Source organism: Desulforamulus profundi, assembly GCF_002607855.1.
The window spans coordinates 1-18,322 of record NZ_AWQQ01000041.1; the positions used below are offsets into that span (position 1 = coordinate 1).

Here is an 18,322-nt window from a genome sequence, read left to right on the forward strand (position 1 = left end):
GACTTGAATTCAAAATTTTGGAATTCAAGTCAAGAACCGTCCCCAACTTGAATTGTCCCCTGAAGTTAAAAGGCACCCTGAGGCGGGTGCCTTTTGTAGATTAATCCTGGTATTCAAATTCTATCGCAGCATCTTCGTCCAGGGTGAAATCCTTGATGATATCGCCACTGAACCAAACCTTGTATTCTTCCCCGTCTTTTAGACTGTCATCGGTATCAAGGGTGATGGTTAACTTATTGCCGGAAATGCTGGCAGCGTCGACGTCCAGTTCGGTATCTCCGTCCATTACATGAATGCCGTTGCCACTGGCGTCAAAGTCTTTCCCTTTGCTGATGTTCTGGTTGAACATGACAACCACAGTGGTGGCATCGGTGGCTTTCACCTGATCCACCGCCAGTTCCGCGTTTTCGGTGGTAAAGGCCCACTGGCCTTTATTAATTCCTTCAAAGACGTTGTCCTCATCGTCTTTTTGCAGAATACCACCGGCGATGCTGATGCAGTATTTAGCATTATGGTCCAGGGTTTCGCTGTTATCCAGTTTGACGGTCAGCTCATCATCCTTTTCAGTAAAGACGATGGCATATTCCAGACCGGCATCGACCCACTTATTGTTCTGGTATTTAAAAATCTTTACGGCGGCAGGCAAATCTTCCATATCTTTGCCATCAACAAAGGCCATATCATCGGTAAATCTAACTGCAAACTTATTGGTATCCACAGCGACCTTGGAGTTTTTAGCAGGGCTCAGTTCTTTGATAAATTCTTTGCTGTCTTTGACATCATCAGTGTCGTTATCCAGGTCATCGGTACTGATGAACCGGGAAATCATGACGGCAAATTCGCCTCTGGAGATGGGTTTGAAGGGGTTAAAATAACCCTCGGGAGTACCTCTCATAATCCCCCTGTTATACATGGCCGCAGCATAATATAACTCATCCTTGCTTAGTTGATCAGCATCTTTAGCAAAGGACAGCATTTCTTTTAGGGATACGTTTTTGTCCCCGGAAGCACGGCACAACCACATGGCCACTTCAATGCGGGTGGCGGGTTTATTACCGTTCCAGGCCATGAGTTCCCAGTCTGCGATAATACCGGCATCATAGGCCTGAAGCGGGGCTGAACCCATCCAGCTGGGAAAGATCTTCTTGATCAGTTCGGCCTTATCCGTTGAGGTGTCTTTGTGATCCACCACCCGCATGATGATGGCGATGGCTTCGTTTTTGGTGACCGGTTTTTGGGGTTTAAACAGCTGGTGCTCATAGCCTTTCATAATTCCCTTGGACTGCATTTTTTCAATTTCTTTTTTCGCCCAGTGGTTTTGAACATCAATAAAACTGTAAACATAGGTATTCTGGTGGTGCCTCGATTGCTGCAGCATCTGCAGACCCGGCGGCAACTGCTTTTCTTTCATCCAGGGTGGGGTTGCCCAGGCTGCACTTGCTAACAACGTGGTAAGCAGACACACGGAAAGTAAGGTGACCATTAGTTTGGTTAGCTTTTTCATGGTATTCTCCTTTCAAAAATCGGGAATTCCAAAGCACAAGCCATTTATTGGGGCGCCATCCAATAATGGGTTTCTGATTACACATTCTATTACGGATAGCAAAAGAAAATTGGGAGGGTAAATGGATAAGATGCAATGGCTCTTTGCCTCAAGATAAAAGGTTTATTATGCTATTGAAAAGGTTTGTCTGAAATGACAAAATAATAAATTTTAAGAAATGATCTTAGTCATTTAATTGACACAATGTGACATTTCTTTATATTATTATACGAGATAGAAAAATTGGGAAAAGCGGCCTAAAATAATAGAAAAATAAAGAATGAGGTAGGAGGTTTTGTATGGCGAAGGTTGACAGTGGCGTTTGCTGGGAGTTTCTGAAATGTCCGGAAGAAAGAAAAACCAAGTGTCCTGCTTTTACGGAAAAAAGAGGGAGTGACTGCTGGAAGGTTCCCAGAACCCTGTGCCGGGGTGAACTCCAGGGGACGATGGCACAAAAAATCGGGTCATGTCGAAAGTGTAACTTTTATTGTTCTTTTCACAAAATAAAAGTTCCTGTAAGGGTAAAGATCATGGGTGGCTTTGCCTTTATAATAGCGCTTTTGCTGGGCATGGGGTTTTTTGGATTATATGAGTTGAAATTGGTCGCTGATATGTATAATCATAATGCTTCAGGCATTCAAACCATCTTTGTCAGCACCATGATATTTTCAGTTCTCATTGCCGGTGCCATTGGCTGGTTTGTCACCAACGCCATTGCCAACCCCATCAAGCAGATGGAACAGGTAGTGGGCCGGGTTGCCGGTGGGGACCTTACTGTGAATGAAATTGAAGTTCGCAGTTGTGATGAAATTGGTTTACTGGCCACCGCCTTTAATGAGATGGTTGTCAGTTTAAAGGATATTGCCGGGCAGCTCAGGAGTAAATCCGGGCAGGTGGCTTCGGCCGCCCAGCAGCTTTCTTCCAGTTCCCAGCAAATTACCGCCAGTGCCAATGAGGCAGCCTCCACCATGTCGGAGTTATCCTCCACCGTGGAACAGGTTACCGAGAATACCCAGCTGGTGGCCTCTGCCTCCGAACAGGCTTCCAAACATGCCGAAGCAGGAACGGTAGGAATTAACCGCATCACCTCTCAAATGAACAACATTGGCACTTCCACCGGACTGGTTGGACAAAGTATTGAAAACTTGAGCCAGAGATCCGGGGAGATTTCGCAAATTGTTGAGTTGATTACCCAGATTGCCGATCAAACCAACCTGCTGGCTCTCAACGCCGCCATTGAAGCGGCCCGGGCCGGGGAACAGGGCAAGGGGTTTGCCGTGGTGGCCGAAGAGGTGAGAAAATTGGCCGAGCGTTCCGGCAGTGCGGCCAAGGAAATTAAGAACCTGATCGAGGCCATTCAAAACGAGGCCAAAATCGGCGTAGAAACCATGACCGCCAGTGCCCGGGAAGTGGAAGCCGGCAATGTGGTGGTCAGTGAAGTAGGGGAGTCCTTTAACAGCATTATCTCCACAGTTCAGCATTTAAGCCAGCAGATTCAGGACGTGGCTGCTGCCACCCAGCAGATGTCTTCAGGCATCCAAAACGTAGCCGCCACCACCGAAGAGCAGACAGCAACCATGGAAGAAGTGACCGCATCCGCAGAGGCCCTTACCAGAATGGCCTCCGACCTGGAAGAAATTGCCGAAAGGTTCAAGTTATAATTACCAGTAACAAAACCAATGCCTGCACCGTCTTATTATAGGATCTTGAATCGCATTATAGTCATTTCGTTAAAAATGTGTTAAACTTTGACTTATTTCCGAAATTAACAAGGGAGGGAAACATGAAAAGGATTGCGCTTCTGATCATTTTAATTCTGTCTCTGGCTTTGACCGGCTGTACCGGCAATATCCCCAAAGAACAGGAACAGCCAAAAAACCAGGGGGAAACCCAGGTCCAAACCCCGGCCCCGGAGAAGGTCAAGGTAACCCTTTATTTTGCCAATGAAAAGGCCGATGCCTGGTGCCGGTGGAGAGAGAAATTGATAAACCCAATGATATGGTGGGTGCTCTAATTCAGGAACTGAATAATCTCGACAAATATGCCCCGGTACTGCCTGAAGGGACCGAGCTTGTCTTTTATAAAACCGAAGGGGATACCCTGGTGCTCAATTTTAACCAGGCCTTTGCCAACCTGCAGGGTTCCACCGGAGAATTTATTGCCATAAACTCCCTGGTGAATACCCTGACGGAACTGCCCCAGTACAAGAGCGTAAAGCTGCTGGTGGACCGCAAGCCCCTTACCACAGGCCATGCCATCTATGACAAACCCATCCCCAGAAATGAAAGTGTGATACAGAAGTAAGACAACAGCCCCTGCGTCAATCAGGGGCTGTTGATTTTTATTCTACTTTATGGCTGGCCCACAGGCCCCACGTGAGAAAAGCGGCCAGGTAGAGAAGCTGCAGCGAGGGGGCGTGCCAGGAAAGTTCCTGTCCCAGGGCCAGGGAGCGCAGCCCCTGGCTGGCCGGGGTAAGGGGCAAGGCCTTAATAAACAATTGGATGTGGGTCGGAATATGCTCCAGGGAAAAGAAGGTACCGCATAAGAAAATCATGGGGGTGATGATAAAACTGTTGAACCTGACCATATCCGGGTGGGATTGTACTTTGAGGGCCACCAGAAAGCCCAGGCTGGCAAACACCAGGCAATTCAGGAAGGCCAGCAGCAGAAAGAGCCCGCTCAGCCGGAAGTTTGCTCCAAAGACAAAGGCCACGGCCAGAAGGATCAGGCCCACATACAACCCCCTGAGGCTCCGGCCAGGATTTTACCTGCGGCAAAGGAGAACAGGGTGATGGGTGATACAAGATATTCTTCCAGCGTCCTGTCGTACAGCCGGGCAATGGAAAGGGGAGTGGATACTGCGTTGAAGCTGGCATTCATGGTGCTGAGGGCCAGAATACCGGGCACAATGAAATCCACATAGGTTACCCCGGCCATATTGACGGCCCGCCCAAGGCCCCAGCCAAAGGCAGTCAGGTAAAGCAGCGGTGCCACCAGTGAACTGCCTGTGATGGACCATATTCTATTTTTAAAGAATAAATATTCCCGCCACAACACCGCCAGCATGCCGTTCAATTTAATTCCACGCTTTCTTCGGTCATCTTGACAAATACATCCTCCAGGGAAGTCTGCCGGATGGTGAATTCCTTTGTCAGGCCGGAGGCAAAAACCAGGGCCTCCGCTTGCTCCCTGAAAAAATACAGCCTGGTCCGGTCCTCTAAAAAGGCCACCACCACCGGCCCCACCCTGTCCCGAAGCTGCTCCATACTGCCCGTCATGATTAACCTGCCCTTTTTCAGCAGGCCAATCCTGGAGCAGAGGTGTTCCGCTTCCTCCAGGTAATGGGTGGTCAACAGGATGGTGATGCCCCGGGCATGCAAAGACTTGATTAAATCCCAGACCCGGCGGCGGGAGAAAACGTCCAGTCCCACCGTCGGTTCATCCAACAGCAGCAGCCGGGGATTGTGCATGAGCGCCCGGGCGATCAACACCTTACGCTTCATGCCGCCGGACAGGGTGTTGGCCGGGGCGTGTTTTTCCTCTTTCAGCTCTGTGAATTCCAGCAATTCATCAATTCGCCGGTTGATCTCATCCCTTCTCATGTTATACAGCATCCCGTGCAGCCGTAAGTTTTCCTCAACGGTCAGTTCCGGTTCCAGGTTAATATGCTGGGGGACCAACCCCATTTGCGCCTTGTAGGCGGTGTTGTTTCGGCTCACCGGATGGCCGTTCAGGGTGATCTGACCCGCAGAGGGGGCGGTCAGGGCGGTAATCATCCGAATGATGGTTGTTTTACCGGCCCCGTTGGGACCCAGCAGGCCAAAGAATTCACCCGGCTTTATATGCAAGCTTACATGATCAACCGCCACTTTGCTGCCGTGCAGTTTCGATACACGGTCCAGTACAATCATCTGATCACATCCCGGTGGGTCGTTTTCTGGCCAGTATGGTAGATAGATAAACCGACTTCAAATTTGACGGGTCATTGATATCCGTCTGAACGGATTCATCCGGGTGCCCGCATTTGCTCACCATCACCGCGTGCTGGGAGAGGCCCTGCAAGTGCATTTGTTCTATCAGCTCGGAAGTATTCCTGGATACTTTCATCAAAACCACATTGTCCGAAACGGCCATGGCCTGGCTTAATTTGTCCCGCCCACAGGTGGCGGGGATAATGGTCAGGATATCGTCTCCTTCCGCCAGGGGAAAGCCCGCCCGGCTGGCCGCGGCGCAAAAGGAGGTAATCCCCGGAACGGTTTCAATGGTTACCGGGTGTTTGGCCAGCAACCGTAGGACATAGATATAGGTGCTGTAAAGCATTGGGTCTCCCAGGGTGAGAAAAGCCACCCGCTTACCCTGCTCCAATAAAGAGAGAATGAATTCCTTATTATTTTCCCAGGCCTTGTTCAATTGGTTCTCATCATCGGTCATGGGAAATATTAATTCCAGAATCTCCGCGTCACCCCGCAAATGGGGGCGGGCAATGCTTAAGGCGGTGCTGTTAACCTTGTTACCGGTGCGCGGAGCGACCACCACATCAATGTCTTTTAATAGGTTCACCGCTTTTAACGTAATGAGTTCCGGGTCACCGGGGCCCACACCAATTCCATATAAAATTCCTTTCACTGCAACCTCCGTCACTTCATTAAAATTGGTCCACTTTTATTAAAAGATTTTACCACCCTGGTATTAAAAAATCATTAAAAGAAGATAACGAATTAGTGATCGATCTAGTCCTCCTGCAATAACTTAATATCTTAAGTACCAGGTGCCGAGTTACGAATTAGTGATCGTCCAGATTTGCAAAGGCCCGCTGCAAATGTTGGATATAGAATTCTACAATTTTTTCATTATCCAAAAGACCCCTAAGATCGACGGCAACTCTGTAGGCGGTTGACAGTTCGTTTTTCCAGGAATCCGGTTCCTCTCCGGCCAAATCGTTGATGGCATGGTCACCGGCGATGTTCATAAAGGGCATGATGGTTACCTGGTGCATCTTTTTTCGTGATAAGTCCGTTTTTACCTCAGACAGTGACGGGTAACCCTCTACCGTTCCCAGGAAGCATTGCCATAGGTTTGCCGGAGCATGTCGTTGAGACAGCCGTAAGAAGTGAAGGTATGGTGACCGCTGCCGTGGCCCACCAGGACCAGGGCGTGGTCCTGGTCAGCAGGCACCCAGACCTTTAAGGCCTGAACAACCGCCCGGTAATCATCCGGGTTATAAAGCAGGGGTGTTCCCAGGGACAGCTTGAGAAAACCAAATTTTCCGATCTTGCTTTGAAAGTGTTTCCCGGCAGAGCCTGGAAGCGGGCCATGTTATCCACCACATTGACCAGATCGTAAAATTCCTGCCCCGGTAAGATATGAACCGATTGAACGGCCACCCTGGTATAGCCCTCGTCCTGCAGCTTGGCCAGGGCGGTGATGGGACTGTCCACCACCTTGCCCCTTTGGGCTAAAGCGGCACGAATGGTTTTGGCGGTATAGGACCAGCGCAACTCAATGCCGGGAAAGGCATCTCTGACCCTGTTTTCCAGGTTCTTAAAGGATTCCGCAGCCTTTGTCACATTAGTGCCAAAGGTCACCAGCAGGATTGCCTTATCTTTGCTCATAAGTTATAACCACCTTTACAAAAAATAAAAAACCTTAACCCGGCAAGCGTTAAGGTTAAAGGTCAAAAGGCATAAAGAGACCCTATGCTAACTGCTTGCCTCTCTTCGGGAGGTCTCAGTTACGTGTTTGGCAGGTCTCCTGACTCGGACTTTTACGTTCGTTTCTGCCTTCCCGGGATCTCCAGTGGCATGGATGAAACCAACAAACCCTTCACAGTGGCCGGACCGTCCGGGATTTTCACCCGGTTCCCTATTAAACCCCGCAGGGTACCAAACACTCAATGGATTCATTTCCAGTGCCATGATACCATCTTTATGGCATAGTGTCCATAAAAATCCAACTGCCTTCCCTTGCAGCCGGTGACCCTTTGGTTTATAGAAATGATCAGAAATTATGTAATGAAAATATTGCCAGGGGAACGATGAGCCGGTAAAATATTCTTAAATTGAATCTTTCTCACAGGTGCCCTGCGGGGAGAATAGGGAATCGGGTGCAAATCCCGAGCGGTCCCGCCACTGTAAACGGTAAGCCTGATACCTGTAACAGCCACTGACCGGCAGGTTGGGAAGGCGATGTCAAGGCCATGACCCGTGAGCCAGGAGACCTGCCTGTGGAAAGCGGATAGGTTTTGAGGATGATGGCAAAGTTCTCAGCCCTTTTGGGCTGGGATTTTTTATTTTTTATACAGGAGGTTATCAATGGAATTACTCAATCAAACACTGGCAAAGATTCTGCCCCCGGATCGGGCAAGTGAACAGCAGGCGCAGCAGAGGTTGGACAACCTCACGAAACCCCCGGGCAGCCTGGGTGTGTTGGAGGACATTGCCCGGCGGCTGGCCGGCATCCAAAGAAGGCCTCGACCGGAACTGCCCCGGGAAAAAGTTTCTCTGGTATTAGCCGGCGACCACGGGGTGGTGGCCGAGGGAATCAGCGCTTTTCCCCAGGAGGTAACCCCCCAGATGGTACTGAATTTCCTGCGTGGCGGAGCGGCCATTAATGTACTGGCCCGCCAGGCGGGCGCCAGGGTTATCGTGGCGGATATCGGTGTGGCCGGCCCTCCTATGGAACAGGAGGGACTGATTGCCTGCCGGGTTAAATCCGGTACGGATAATTTTGTACTGGGTCCCGCCATGAGCAGGCAGGAAGCTGTAAAAGCAGTGGAAACGGGGATTGACCTGCTACATCAGCAGGTCAAAGAACGGCCGGCACTGGTAGGCATCGGAGAAATGGGCATCGGCAACACCACACCCAGTACAGCCATTTTAGCCGCTTTCAGCGGGCTGCCCGCCGAGCGGTTGACCGGGCGGGGAACGGGGATTGATGAGGCCCGGCGGCGGCATAAAGCATCTGTGGTGGCCCGGGCTTTGCAGGTGAACCGGCCGGATGCCGGAGACGGGCTGGACGTGCTGGCCAAAGTGGGGGGCCTGGAAATTGCAGGCATGGCCGGTATACTTTTAGCCTGCGCTGCCGAGGGCATCCCGGTGGTTCTGGATGGCTTTATCTCCGGAGCAGCAGCCCTGGTGGCCCACTCCCTGGCCCCCCTCAGCAAGGAGTACATGCTGGCTTCCCATCTTTCCCAGGAGCCCGGCCATGCCATCATGTTGGAGATGTTAGGTTTAAAACCCATCCTGCATATGGAAATGAGATTGGGTGAAGGCACCGGGGCGGCCCTGGTCTTCCCGATCATTGAGTCGGCCGTTCGCATCCTCAACGAAATGGCCACCTTTGCCGAGGCAGGTGTCAGCCAGGGTGAATAAAAAACGAACCCGAGGATCAATCTTGCCTCGGGTTTGTTTTTTAAAAATTATAGAGTACATTTATCTGCAACTCTCAGTAAGTAAAGCTTTTTCAAATACCTTTTCAGGGAGACATTCACAATAAAGAGACTTACCGAAATTACTATGGCCAATAAATAATCTCTCATCATCTCACCTCTATAGAAACAGAGTCTACCTATCCGGTTATAACCCGTTAATTTTTCAATTTATTGCATGTCTTGAAGAAGAAAGGTACTAAAAATTGCTGTCCTTTATATGCTGAATAAAAGGGGGTGATAGGATGCTGTCTCCCAGTTTGGAAGATTATCTGGAGGAAATTTACAGGCTGAGTCAGAGCGGTGAAGCGGTGCGGGTTACGGATATTGCTGCCTGCTTGAACGTCAGCTTGCCTTCGGTTACCAGGGCCCTGCAGAAGTTAAACGAAAGCCGGCATATTCATTACCGCCCCTACAAAGATATCGTTTTAACGGAAAAGGGCAAGCAGTTGGGCCATTTTTTAGTAGAAAGAAACAGAATCATACGTGAATTTTTGCGTTTAATCGGTTCCCAGTGCGATGTGGCGGCGGAAGCGAGGCGATGGAACATTATCTTTCTCTGCCAACTCTGACAGCCATTATCAATTTTGTTAAATTTACGGAACAGCACCCTTCCTGGCTGGATGACTTTAAAACCTACTGTCGGAAAGAAGACGACAAAACAAAAGGGCCGAGCTGATCCCCCCTGCCGGTACGATTAAACCCATCCCAGGAGTCTCGCAGTTTGGGCCATCATAAAGCAGACCATGCAGGCAATACCCAGGGGTATTAAAGCTGCCAGAGAAGTCCACTTAACACTTCCTGATTCCCGCCAGATGGTCCAGAGGGTGGTACCACAGGGGTAGTGCAGCAGGGAAAACAACATCATACAAACAGCGGTTAACCACGTCCAACTGTGCTGTACCACGAAAAGGTGGTACAGATCCTGCAAACTCTCCAATTCGGCCATGTTGCCGGTGGCCAGGTAACCCATAATCAGGATGGGCAGCACAATCTCGTTGGCAGGAAGTCCTAAAATAAAGGCCATTAGAATAAAACCGTCCAAACCTATTAGTTGGGCGAAAGGGTTTAGCCAGTTAGCACAATGAGCAAAAATACTCAAATCTCCCACATGGATATTGGCCAGCAGCCAAATAACCGCACCGGCAGGAGCTGCCACACATACAGCTCGACCCAGAACAAACAAGGTCCGGTCGAAGATTGAACGAACAATGACCTTACCTACTTGAGGTTTCCGGTAAGGAGGAAGCTCCAGGGTGAAAGAAGAGGGAACCCCTTTAAGCAAGGTTTTGGACAGAATCCAGGAAACTGCCAGCGTTGCTGCGATCCCAAGCAAAACAATCCCTACCACAACGGCTGTGGCCCCCAGGGTATTCCCCAGTCCAAAAACCAGGAGTCCGGCCAATGCAATGAGGGTGGGAAAACGCCCGTTACAGGGTACAAAGTTGTTGGTCAACATAGCAATCAAACGTTCCCGGGGGGATTCAATGATTCTGCATGCAACAATACCTGCGGCGTTACAGCCAAACCCCATGCTCATGGTAAGGGCCTGCTTTCCATGGGCGCCGGCACATTTAAAAAAACGATCCAGGTTAAAAGCAATTCTTGGCAGATATCCCAGATCTTCCAGTAAGGTAAAGCAGGGGAAAAAAATGGCCATTGGCGGAAGCATTACGGAAACCACCCAGGCCAGGCAGCGATACATTCCTTCCACAAAAAAACCGTTTACCCAGGACGGTGCCTGCAGCCAGTGAAAGAGATCCGTCAGGCGTTCCTGGCCCCAGAAAAGTACTGAAGCGATGACCTGCGAAGGATAGTTTGCACCGGCGACAGTAAGCCAGAATACGACCCCCAGTAACAACAGCATGGATGGAAATCCCCAAACCCTGGAGGTTAGGATATCATCTAATTTTTTATCCCAATCAACCCGTGGTTTTTTCTCCTGGGTAACAACCCTTTGCGTGATTTCTTCCGCTCTATGGTAAATTTTGCTTACAACGGAATCATTTATTTTTAACGAGCCGTTTGGGTTTAGATTGTTCACTTCCCTTAAAATATGATCCAGGCCGTTAAAAAGAGACGTCTGTCTCATACAAGAATTTCACCCCCTACCATGGCCCCGACACGCGTTCCTTTTGCCAGGCATTTTTTGAGGGAATTGATGACGGTTTGATCTCTATCTAACAATCTTAAGGCCAACCACCGGCTGTTAAATTGCTCTCCTACCAATTCTTTTATTGTGGGTTCCAGCTTAGTGATGCACTGCTCTATAACCTCATCATAATTCACAATGCACGGAGTCGTTTTTATTGTGCCGTCGGCTATCCTGGCAACTGTCTGGAGTAATGTTTCAAGGCCCATTCCATCCCGGGCTGCGGTGGCCACCACCGGTACTCCCAGTTCGGCAGACAGGGAATAAATATCCACTTCTATGTTTTTCCTTTTTGCTTCGTCCATTAAATTTACGCAAACAACCACTCTGGCGGTAATTTCGAGGACCTGCAGGACAAGGTTAAGATTTCTCTCTAAACAAGTGGCATCCACAACCACAATGGTTGCATCGGGTTTGCCAAAACAGAGATAATCCCTGGCTACCTGCTCTTCCGTCGAATGGGCTAAAAGAGAATAGGTTCCGGGCAGGTCAATCAGGTTATAAACCAGTCCCTGAAAAACATATTTACCCTCGGCCCGCAGGACGGTTTTTCCCGGCCAGTTACCGGTATGCTGATTTAAACCGGTCAAGGCATTAAACAGCGTACTCTTGCCGGTATTTGGATTGCCTGCCAGGGCAATCACATATTGAGCCTCCGGAGAAGAACGATTTAGAAAAACTTCTTTGTTTACCCCGCTACCACAGGACTGGTACGTTAACCCCATGAACTAATCCCCCTTAAAGTTCACTAGTATTTTTGATCCCTCTTCCTGTCGGAAGGCAATCACAGCTCCGCGAATTTTATAAGCCTTGGGGTCCCCGGCAGGACTAATGCGAAGGGCTTCCACCCGGGTTCCCGGCACCAGTCCCAGGTCCATCATCCTCCGCCGGGTAATTCCCTCGGCCTCAATGGAATTAATAACGGCTGCTTTCCCCACCGGTAAGTCACAAAGGGAAATGATATTTTCCCCTGAAAAAACTCCCCGGTTATTCTGCATACTCAACTCCCCCCAACAAGTTAGATGTGTTTAACAAAATTAGCCCCGACTAACAATAAGCCAAAGGAAACAATGTGCAGTAATTTGTGAATTGACGGTATCTGTGGGCTTTACAAACGGCAGATAGTTAGATGAAACTAAGTCAGGCCGGTTCTACCATCATGCTATGATGGGCGGTCTCCCTTTGTTACAGAAATTCGCCGTGGCAAAAGAAAAGGAAATATCCGCCATTTGTTCCACGGTATTGCCGAAAATTGCTAAGGTAAAGTACAATTTAAGAGGAAATGTAAAAAAGAGGTGGCAATGTGAAGAAACTTATTCTTTGGCTGGCAGCCATTTTACTTTTACTTTTAACCGGACAAGCCTGTTTTGCTAACGAAACAACTGCAGCGGGCGGTATGGATGCAGGCAAGGAAATTATCGTGCGGGCCAAGATCCTGGAAATGACCGAAGGGAAGGACAATGTTCCCGACCTGGAAGGCTGGATTCAGGGGAAAGAACAGCTGGTGACGGCCAGAGTGCTCAGTGGTGTTTATAAGGGGCAGGAAGTGAGCTTTTTCCATGTGGTGCCGGACCAGCCCGGCATGGCGGTGATTGTCAAGCCCGGGGATGAAGTGATTTTATCGGTGGAGGTTGAGGGAAACAAGATTACCAATGCCTTTATTTCCGACCATGCCCGGGACAAAAAAATGTATTTGCTGGCCGGCTTTTTTGCCCTGCTGATGGTTGTCATCGGGGGGATCAAAGGAGCCAAATCGGTTCTGTCACTGGTTTTAACGGGGGTGGGGATCTTTTATGTGCTGCTCCCCCTCATGTTTAAGGGACATAGTCCCCTTTTTATGACGGTGTTGGTGGCTGCTGTGATGACCACCGTCACCATGGTGCTGGTCCACGGCTTTAACCGCAAAACCCTGGCCGGGGTTATCGGCACCACCTGCGGTGTCATAGCCGCAGGGTTTTTGGCCATGCTGGTAGGCACGGCAGCTAAACTCACCGGTTTTAGCAGTGAGGAAATGCAGATGCTGTTGTATATCCCGCAGCAGGTTAAATTTGACTTCCAGGGTTTGTTGTTTGCCGGCATGATTATCGGTGCCCTGGGGGCGGTGATGGATGTGGCCATTTCCATCGCCTCTGCGGTGGAGGAAGTAAAGAGGGCCAACCCCTCCCTGGATACCCGGGCCTTAATCCGGGCAGGGATCAATGTGGGTAGAGATGTCATGGGCACCATGGCCAACACCCTGATCCTGGCTTACACCGGTGGGGCCATCCCGTTAATCCTCATCTTCATGGCCTACGAAATGCCTTTTTTAAAAGTCATTAACCTTGACTTGATCGCCACGGAAATTGTCCGGGCCTTAACCGGCAGTATTGGTTTGATCCTGGCCATTCCCGTCACGGCTCTGGCCGCCGGCCTGCTGTTTACCCGTGGCAAGTCTTCCTCGAATGCAGTCGTTAAGGAACCGGAGCATCCCAAGGGCATGTAATGAAAAAACCCTGTGCCGTTGAGCCGGCCACAGGGTTTTTTGTACTATCTTATGGTTGAGCTGCGGGTTCTCTTTCCCAGGTAGATATAGACAATTACAGCAATGGTCATGAGAAGCACACTCATCACCTGGGCGGCCCGCAGGGGGCCGATCATCAGGCTGTCGGTGCGTAGCCCCTCAATAAAGAATCTTCCCAGGGAATAGAGGGCCAGGTAGATCATAAACAACTGCCCCTCGGCCTGTTGTTTTCTTCTTCTGACCAGTAAGATCACAAACACCAGCAGGTTCCAGAGTGATTCGTATAGGAAAGTGGGGTGACGGTAGGCCCCGTCGATATACATGGCCCAGGGCAAATCTGTGGGGTAGCCGTAGGCCTCCTGATTGAAAAAATTGCCCCAGCGGCCGATGGCCTGCCCCAGGGGGAAGCTGGGAGCCACGATATCAGCAATCTGCCAGAACCTTAATTCCCGGACGCGGGTAAAAATGTATCCACAGAGGATGGCTGTCAGCAGCCCCCCGTGGATGGCCAGCCCGCCGTGCCAGATTTTGGGTATTTCTGCGAGGTTTTGACCGAAGTAGTCCCACTCCATAATTACATAATAAATACGGGCCCCTAGCCAGGAAAGCGGGGCGCAGATTAATACCATATCAATGATGTCGTCTTCTTTTACCCCCACCCGCCGGGCTTCTCGCAGGGCCAGCCAGGTTCCCAGCAGCACCGCCACCATCATCAATACCCCGTACCAGCGGACGGTGATGGGACCCCAGGTAAAAATATACGGGCTGATCTCTAAAGCAGTCAAATTTGTCACCTTTCTTTCACAGGATACCCTGTCTTTTATTTTAACCGCCAGAGTACTATTTTCTCAAGGAAATTACATTTAAATTCCGGTAAATACACGCAGCCGAAAGACAGGCTTGATTTCTTTCCTTGTATTCCCAGGAACGTTATACTATAATTTCTCTGACCCCTGTTGGGGTTAGAAGATAGGATGCAGGAGCAAGTATGAAAACACCCAGATTGGTAATCGCGGGAACCCATAGCGGGGTTGGCAAAACCACTTTAACGCTGGGATTGCTGGCTGCCCTGCGCCGGAGAGGACTCCGGGTGCAGCCCTTTAAAGTGGGGCCGGATTATATAGACCCGGGTTTGCACAGGGTGGCAGCCGGGCAAACTTCCCATAACCTGGACAGCTGGATGGGTTCCCCGGAGGAAGTCCGACAGCTTTTTCTCAAGCGGGCACCGGAAAATGATTTATCCATTGTGGAGGGGGTCATGGGGTTGTTTGACGGGGCCAGGGGACAGGGAGAAACCGGCAGCACCGCCCAGGTGGCGAAACTGTTACGGGCACCGGTGGTGTTAATTTTCTCGGCCAAAGGTTTGGCCCGCAGTGCAGCGGCCCTGCTGAACGGTTACCGGACCTATGACCCTGATCTGAATATTTGCGGCGTTATTGCCAACGGCGTCAGCAGTGAACGGCACCGGCAGATCATCCGGGAAACCGTTGAAGGGGAATTGGGGATCCCCCTGCTGGGAGCCATGGATAACCGGCAGGAAATTGTCATGCCCCAGCGTCACCTGGGCCTGCTGCCCGCTGCGGAAAATAATGATTTGCACAATGTCCTGACTAAGTTAGCGACCTTGGTTGAAGAGCAAATTGATCTTGAGGCCCTGTTGAAGTTTGCCCGGCAGGCGCCGGACCTGGAAGCGGGCGCTGCCCCGCCTGTTGCCGGGCCCTTCGCCGGGGTTCGCCTGGCCGTGGCCAGAGATGAGGCCTTTAACTTCTATTACCAGGACAGTTTGGACTTTCTGACAGAACTGGGGGCGGCCATACAATACTTCAGCCCCCTGAAGGACAGGACTCTACCGGAGATATTGACGGGATTTATATCGGCGGCGGTTTTCCGGAACAATTTTTACCCGCTTTGGCTGCCAACCAGTCAATGAAGGAGCAGATACGTTTTGCCTGCAGAAACGGTATGCCCGTTTATGCGGAATGCGGCGGGTTGATGTATCTGTGCCAAAGCATCTGCACCCTGTCGGGTGAGCAGTTCTCCGGTGTAGGACTGGTGCCGGCCAGGGTACAGATGGGGAACCGGCTGGCTGCCCTGGGGTATGTCAGGGCCAGACCGGTTCAACCCGGCATTCTGGGAGGACCGGGGATGGAGCTCAAAGGACACGAGTTTCACTGGTCCACCATGGAGGATTTGGCGGAGCAAGCCCCGGCCTACAGTCTTAGCGGGGGAAGGGGCAGGGAGGGCCGTACCGAAGGCTATGTGAAGGATAATTTATTGGCCTCCTACGTGCACCTGCATTTCAGGTACAACCAGGAGGCTGCCCGGAATTTTCTTGCTGCCTGTGCAAATTATAAAGGGTGCGGTAGAAGAATAAATGAATGGTAACAAAAGCAAGTTAAGGACCGGCTATACCACCGGCAGCTGTGCCGCGGCGGCGGCCAAAGCTGCGGCCCTGGCCCTGGTTCGCGGCAGGGTGGCCGACAACGTAAGCATATCCCTGCCCCTGGGAGGGCGGATCACCCTGGGGATATCCCGTGTAGAACCGGGGGAAGGCTACTGCCGGGCGGCGGTCATCAAAGACGCCGGGGACGACCCGGATGTCACCCACGGCCTGACCATTGTGGCGGAAGTTTTCCTGCAAGGGGAAGAGATCTGCATCACAGGGGGGCCGGGGGTGGGTACCGTGACCAAACCCGGTCTGGCAGTGCCGGTGGGGCAGTCGGCCATCAACCCGGTGCCCCGGCAGATGATTGAGCGGGAGGTCCGGGAGGTGCTGGGCCCTGGCAGGGGCGCCAGGGTGGTGATCAGCGCCCCCGGCGGGGAAGCGGTGGCAGCCCAAACCATGAATCCCCGGTTAGGCATCGTGGGCGGCATTTCCATCCTGGGCACCGGCGGCATTGTGCGTCCCATGTCCGAGGACGCATACCGGCGTTCCCTGGTGCCCCAGATTGACCAGGCCCTGGCCCTGGGGTACCGGTCGCTGGTTTTAACACCCGGCCGAATGGGTGTTAAAAAAGCCGGGGAATTGGGGCTGCCCCCAGAGGCCGTCATCGAAACCAGCAATTTCATTGGCGCCATGCTGGAAGAGTGTGCCAAAAGGCCGGTGGAAGCGGTCCTGTTATTGGGTCATCTGGGCAAGCTGGTCAAGGTGGCGGCCGGCATTTTTCATACCCTGGGCAAGCTGGCCGATGCCCGGCGGGAGACCATTGCCGCCTATGCGGCCCTGCAGGGAGCGCCCCGGCATGTAATCCAAGAATTAATGGATATGAACACAGCGGAAGAGGCGGTGCAAATCTTAACGACCTGCGGACTGCCCCGGGTGTTTCACCGGCTGGCCGCCGCTGCCAGCCGGCGGGCTGCCTGGTATGTCCGGGAACAATTGAGAGTCGGTACCCTGATGTATTCGCTGAGCGGCGAGATTGTGGGGTATGATGCAGGGGCCAGGCAAATCGGGGAGGAACTGGGATGGCAAATATCATTAAAGTAATTGGAGTGGGACCCGGCAGTCCCGATTATATCACCGCTGCCGGGGCTGCCGCGCTGCAAAGGGCCGATGTGCTGGTGGGTTCCCGGCGCCTGCTGCGGGAGTTTGCCCGTCCCGGCCAGGAGGTATATCCCCTGGGGTCGGACCTCGATGAAGCAGTGCAATTTATCGAACGGTGGTATGAAGAAAAGCAGGTGGCGGTCCTGGTTTCCGGAGACACGGGATTTTACAGCTTTGCCTCCTGTTTGGCCGGGAAGTTTCCCGGGGACCGGTTGGAGTTTATCCCCGGCATCAGTTCGGTTCAACTGATGTTTGCCCGGTTGAAGGCACCCTGGCAGGATGCGGTGGTGCTGAGCTGCCACGGCAGGGAGGACAACCGATTGCCGGGGGTTGTGCAGGCGGGACTGCTGGCGGCGGTCTTAACGGACCCGAAAAACAATCCCCAGTGCCTGGCGGATGAGCTGCTGGCGGGCGGTTGTCCTGACCTGCCGGTGTCCGTAGGCTGTAATCTTTCATATCCTGATGAGGTTATTTTTAGAGGAACATTGAGTTCCTTAAAAGAATGTAAAGAAAAATTCCTGAACTGTGTGGTGGTTATCGGTGTCTAAAGTGGGTTGGCCCTATGTTACGCCGGGCATACCGGATCATCTTTTTAAGAGAGTCAGCGGCATTCCCATGACCAAGCAGGAAATCAGAATGATTGTTCTTGGGAAACTGAGGCTTTTTCCAGGTGCAGTGATTTATGATGTGGGAGCGGGGACCGGCAGCGTTACTGTTGAATGCGCCTGCAGATAAAGCACGGGACGGTCTATGCTTTAGAAAAGGACGGCAGTGCCGATGAATTGGTAGAGACCAATGTGCGCCGGTTTGGTGTGAACAATGTCAAGCTGGTGCCGGGCTTTGCGCCGGCTACCATGGAAAAGCTGCCCCCGGCGGACCGCATCTTTATCGGCGGCAGCGCCGGGGCTTTGCTGGAGATTTTGCAGGCGGCTAATCAGAAGCTGAAGCCCGGGGGCTGGTTGGCGGCCACCGCCGTCACTTTGGAAACCGGGCCGGTGGTGCTGGGGTTCCTGGAGGAGAAGGGGTACCAGCAGGTGGAGGCGGTCAGTGTTACGGTGGCGGAGGCCAGGCGGGTGGGCAGGTCTCATATGTGGCAGGGGCAGAACCCCGTTGTTGTTGTTAGTGGACAGAAGCCGGAGTAGGAGATTGTTAGCCTA

The 18,322-nt window shown here is 51.7% G+C and carries 23 protein-coding genes, 1 pseudogene and 2 riboswitches; of the genes and pseudogenes, 12 read left to right on the forward strand and 12 right to left on the reverse strand.

Going from position 1 to position 18,322, the window contains the following annotated elements; all coding sequences use genetic code 11:
* Positions 1-100: 100 nt before the first annotated feature.
* Positions 101-1,504 (reverse strand): S-layer homology domain-containing protein, encoded by a 1,404-nt coding sequence (locus P378_RS05755; protein WP_099082585.1) that lies wholly within the window; start codon positions 1,502-1,504, stop codon positions 101-103.
* A gap of 338 nt (positions 1,505-1,842) precedes the next feature.
* On the opposite strand from P378_RS05755, the gene P378_RS05760 reads away from it, so the two are divergent.
* The 3 genes from P378_RS05760 to P378_RS05765 all read left to right on the forward strand — a co-directional run bounded on the left by P378_RS05760 (position 1,843) and on the right by P378_RS05765 (position 3,847).
* Positions 1,843-3,204, forward strand: a complete 1,362-nt coding sequence (locus P378_RS05760; RefSeq protein WP_099082586.1) for a methyl-accepting chemotaxis protein — start codon at positions 1,843-1,845, stop codon at positions 3,202-3,204.
* 122 nt (positions 3,205-3,326) lie between these two features.
* Positions 3,327-3,557: a hypothetical protein gene (locus P378_RS21120; RefSeq protein WP_238472929.1), complete on the forward strand. Its 231-nt coding sequence runs from the start codon at positions 3,327-3,329 to the stop codon at positions 3,555-3,557.
* The gene (locus P378_RS05765) at positions 3,506-3,847 is read left to right on the forward strand and encodes a GerMN domain-containing protein (RefSeq protein WP_238472930.1); all 342 of its coding nucleotides are present in this window, start codon (positions 3,506-3,508) and stop codon (positions 3,845-3,847) included. The genes P378_RS21120 and P378_RS05765 overlap by 52 nt, the downstream gene beginning before the upstream one ends.
* A 37-nt stretch (positions 3,848-3,884) precedes the next feature.
* Here the strand turns inward: P378_RS05765 and P378_RS21125 are convergent, their stop codons facing one another.
* From P378_RS21125 to P378_RS22790, 7 genes are all read right to left on the reverse strand, one after another.
* A complete protein-coding gene (locus P378_RS21125) occupies positions 3,885-4,277 on the reverse strand; it encodes an ABC transporter permease (protein WP_238472931.1) in 393 nt (130 codons plus the stop codon).
* The gene (locus P378_RS21130) at positions 4,268-4,618 is read right to left on the reverse strand and encodes an ABC-2 transporter permease (protein WP_238472932.1); all 351 of its coding nucleotides are present in this window, start codon (positions 4,616-4,618) and stop codon (positions 4,268-4,270) included. Before P378_RS21130 ends, P378_RS21125 begins: the two co-directional genes overlap by 10 nt.
* Positions 4,615-5,454, reverse strand: coding sequence for an ABC transporter ATP-binding protein (locus P378_RS05775; RefSeq protein WP_099082587.1), 840 nt, complete (start codon positions 5,452-5,454; stop codon positions 4,615-4,617). Before P378_RS05775 ends, P378_RS21130 begins: the two co-directional genes overlap by 4 nt.
* A gap of 4 nt (positions 5,455-5,458) precedes the next feature.
* Positions 5,459-6,169 carry a precorrin-2 C(20)-methyltransferase gene (gene cobI / locus P378_RS05780; protein WP_099082588.1) on the reverse strand — a complete coding sequence of 237 codons (711 nt, stop codon included), beginning with the start codon at positions 6,167-6,169 and terminating at the stop codon, positions 5,459-5,461.
* Positions 6,170-6,326: 157 nt separating this feature from the next.
* Positions 6,327-6,644, reverse strand: coding sequence for a sirohydrochlorin cobaltochelatase (locus tag P378_RS22780; protein WP_338013846.1), 318 nt, complete (start codon positions 6,642-6,644; stop codon positions 6,327-6,329).
* A complete protein-coding gene (locus P378_RS22785; protein WP_338013847.1) occupies positions 6,590-6,814 on the reverse strand; it encodes a sirohydrochlorin cobaltochelatase in 225 nt (74 codons plus the stop codon). The genes P378_RS22780 and P378_RS22785 overlap by 55 nt, the downstream gene beginning before the upstream one ends.
* The gene (locus P378_RS22790; RefSeq protein ID WP_274378647.1) at positions 6,727-7,155 is read right to left on the reverse strand and encodes a sirohydrochlorin cobaltochelatase; all 429 of its coding nucleotides are present in this window, start codon (positions 7,153-7,155) and stop codon (positions 6,727-6,729) included. Before P378_RS22790 ends, P378_RS22785 begins: the two co-directional genes overlap by 88 nt.
* Before the next feature lie 112 nt (positions 7,156-7,267).
* Positions 7,268-7,445: riboswitch (cobalamin riboswitch) on the reverse strand.
* A 154-nt stretch (positions 7,446-7,599) separates the two neighbouring features.
* Positions 7,600-7,782, forward strand: a riboswitch (cobalamin riboswitch).
* Between the two features lie 72 nt (positions 7,783-7,854).
* Here P378_RS22790 and cobT point away from each other — a divergent pair.
* Positions 7,855-8,913: a nicotinate-nucleotide--dimethylbenzimidazole phosphoribosyltransferase gene (gene cobT / locus P378_RS05790; RefSeq protein WP_099082589.1), complete on the forward strand. Its 1,059-nt coding sequence runs from the start codon at positions 7,855-7,857 to the stop codon at positions 8,911-8,913.
* 301 nt (positions 8,914-9,214) lie between these two features.
* A pseudogene (locus tag P378_RS05795) lies at positions 9,215-9,648 on the forward strand (metal-dependent transcriptional regulator).
* An 18-nt stretch (positions 9,649-9,666) separates the two neighbouring features.
* On the opposite strand, the gene P378_RS05800 reads toward P378_RS05795, so the two are convergent.
* From P378_RS05800 to P378_RS05810, 3 genes are read right to left on the reverse strand one after another with little or no spacing between them, the layout of a single operon-like run.
* Positions 9,667-11,061 carry a nucleoside recognition domain-containing protein gene (locus tag P378_RS05800; protein WP_099082590.1) on the reverse strand — a complete coding sequence of 465 codons (1,395 nt, stop codon included), beginning with the start codon at positions 11,059-11,061 and terminating at the stop codon, positions 9,667-9,669.
* Positions 11,058-11,846 (reverse strand): FeoB small GTPase domain-containing protein, encoded by a 789-nt coding sequence (locus P378_RS05805; protein ID WP_099082591.1) that lies wholly within the window; start codon positions 11,844-11,846, stop codon positions 11,058-11,060. Before P378_RS05805 ends, P378_RS05800 begins: the two co-directional genes overlap by 4 nt.
* A 3-nt stretch (positions 11,847-11,849) precedes the next feature.
* Entirely contained in the window at positions 11,850-12,119 is a 270-nt protein-coding gene (locus P378_RS05810) for a FeoA family protein (RefSeq protein WP_099082592.1), read from the reverse strand.
* A 305-nt stretch (positions 12,120-12,424) separates the two neighbouring features.
* Between P378_RS05810 and P378_RS05815 the strand changes: the two genes are divergently transcribed.
* Positions 12,425-13,603, forward strand: a complete 1,179-nt coding sequence (locus P378_RS05815) for a YibE/F family protein (protein ID WP_099082593.1) — start codon at positions 12,425-12,427, stop codon at positions 13,601-13,603.
* Between the two features lie 44 nt (positions 13,604-13,647).
* On the opposite strand, the gene lgt is transcribed toward P378_RS05815, so the two are convergent.
* Positions 13,648-14,406, reverse strand: a complete 759-nt coding sequence (lgt, locus tag P378_RS05820; RefSeq protein ID WP_099082594.1) for a prolipoprotein diacylglyceryl transferase — start codon at positions 14,404-14,406, stop codon at positions 13,648-13,650.
* 203 nt (positions 14,407-14,609) lie between these two features.
* On the opposite strand from lgt, the gene P378_RS05825 reads away from it, so the two are divergent.
* The 6 genes from P378_RS05825 to P378_RS05840 are packed head-to-tail and all read left to right on the forward strand — an operon-like array spanning position 14,610 to position 18,307.
* Complete coding sequence (locus P378_RS05825; protein ID WP_238472933.1) at positions 14,610-15,551, forward strand: cobyrinic acid a,c-diamide synthase CobB; 942 nt, start codon at positions 14,610-14,612, stop codon at positions 15,549-15,551.
* The gene (locus P378_RS21135; protein WP_238472944.1) at positions 15,494-16,006 is read left to right on the forward strand and encodes a hypothetical protein; all 513 of its coding nucleotides are present in this window, start codon (positions 15,494-15,496) and stop codon (positions 16,004-16,006) included. The genes P378_RS05825 and P378_RS21135 overlap by 58 nt, the downstream gene beginning before the upstream one ends.
* The gene (gene cbiD / locus P378_RS05830) at positions 15,996-17,108 is read left to right on the forward strand and encodes a cobalt-precorrin-5B (C(1))-methyltransferase CbiD (RefSeq protein ID WP_099082595.1); all 1,113 of its coding nucleotides are present in this window, start codon (positions 15,996-15,998) and stop codon (positions 17,106-17,108) included. The genes P378_RS21135 and cbiD overlap by 11 nt, the downstream gene beginning before the upstream one ends.
* Positions 17,087-17,713, forward strand: a complete 627-nt coding sequence (gene cbiE / locus P378_RS05835; RefSeq protein ID WP_099082596.1) for a precorrin-6y C5,15-methyltransferase (decarboxylating) subunit CbiE — start codon at positions 17,087-17,089, stop codon at positions 17,711-17,713. Before cbiD ends, cbiE begins: the two co-directional genes overlap by 22 nt.
* Positions 17,706-17,900, forward strand: a complete 195-nt coding sequence (locus P378_RS21140; RefSeq protein ID WP_238472934.1) for a class I SAM-dependent methyltransferase — start codon at positions 17,706-17,708, stop codon at positions 17,898-17,900. The genes cbiE and P378_RS21140 overlap by 8 nt, the downstream gene beginning before the upstream one ends.
* The gene (locus tag P378_RS05840) at positions 17,885-18,307 is read left to right on the forward strand and encodes a bifunctional cobalt-precorrin-7 (C(5))-methyltransferase/cobalt-precorrin-6B (C(15))-methyltransferase (RefSeq protein ID WP_238472935.1); all 423 of its coding nucleotides are present in this window, start codon (positions 17,885-17,887) and stop codon (positions 18,305-18,307) included. The genes P378_RS21140 and P378_RS05840 overlap by 16 nt, the downstream gene beginning before the upstream one ends.
* Positions 18,308-18,322 lie beyond the last annotated feature (15 nt).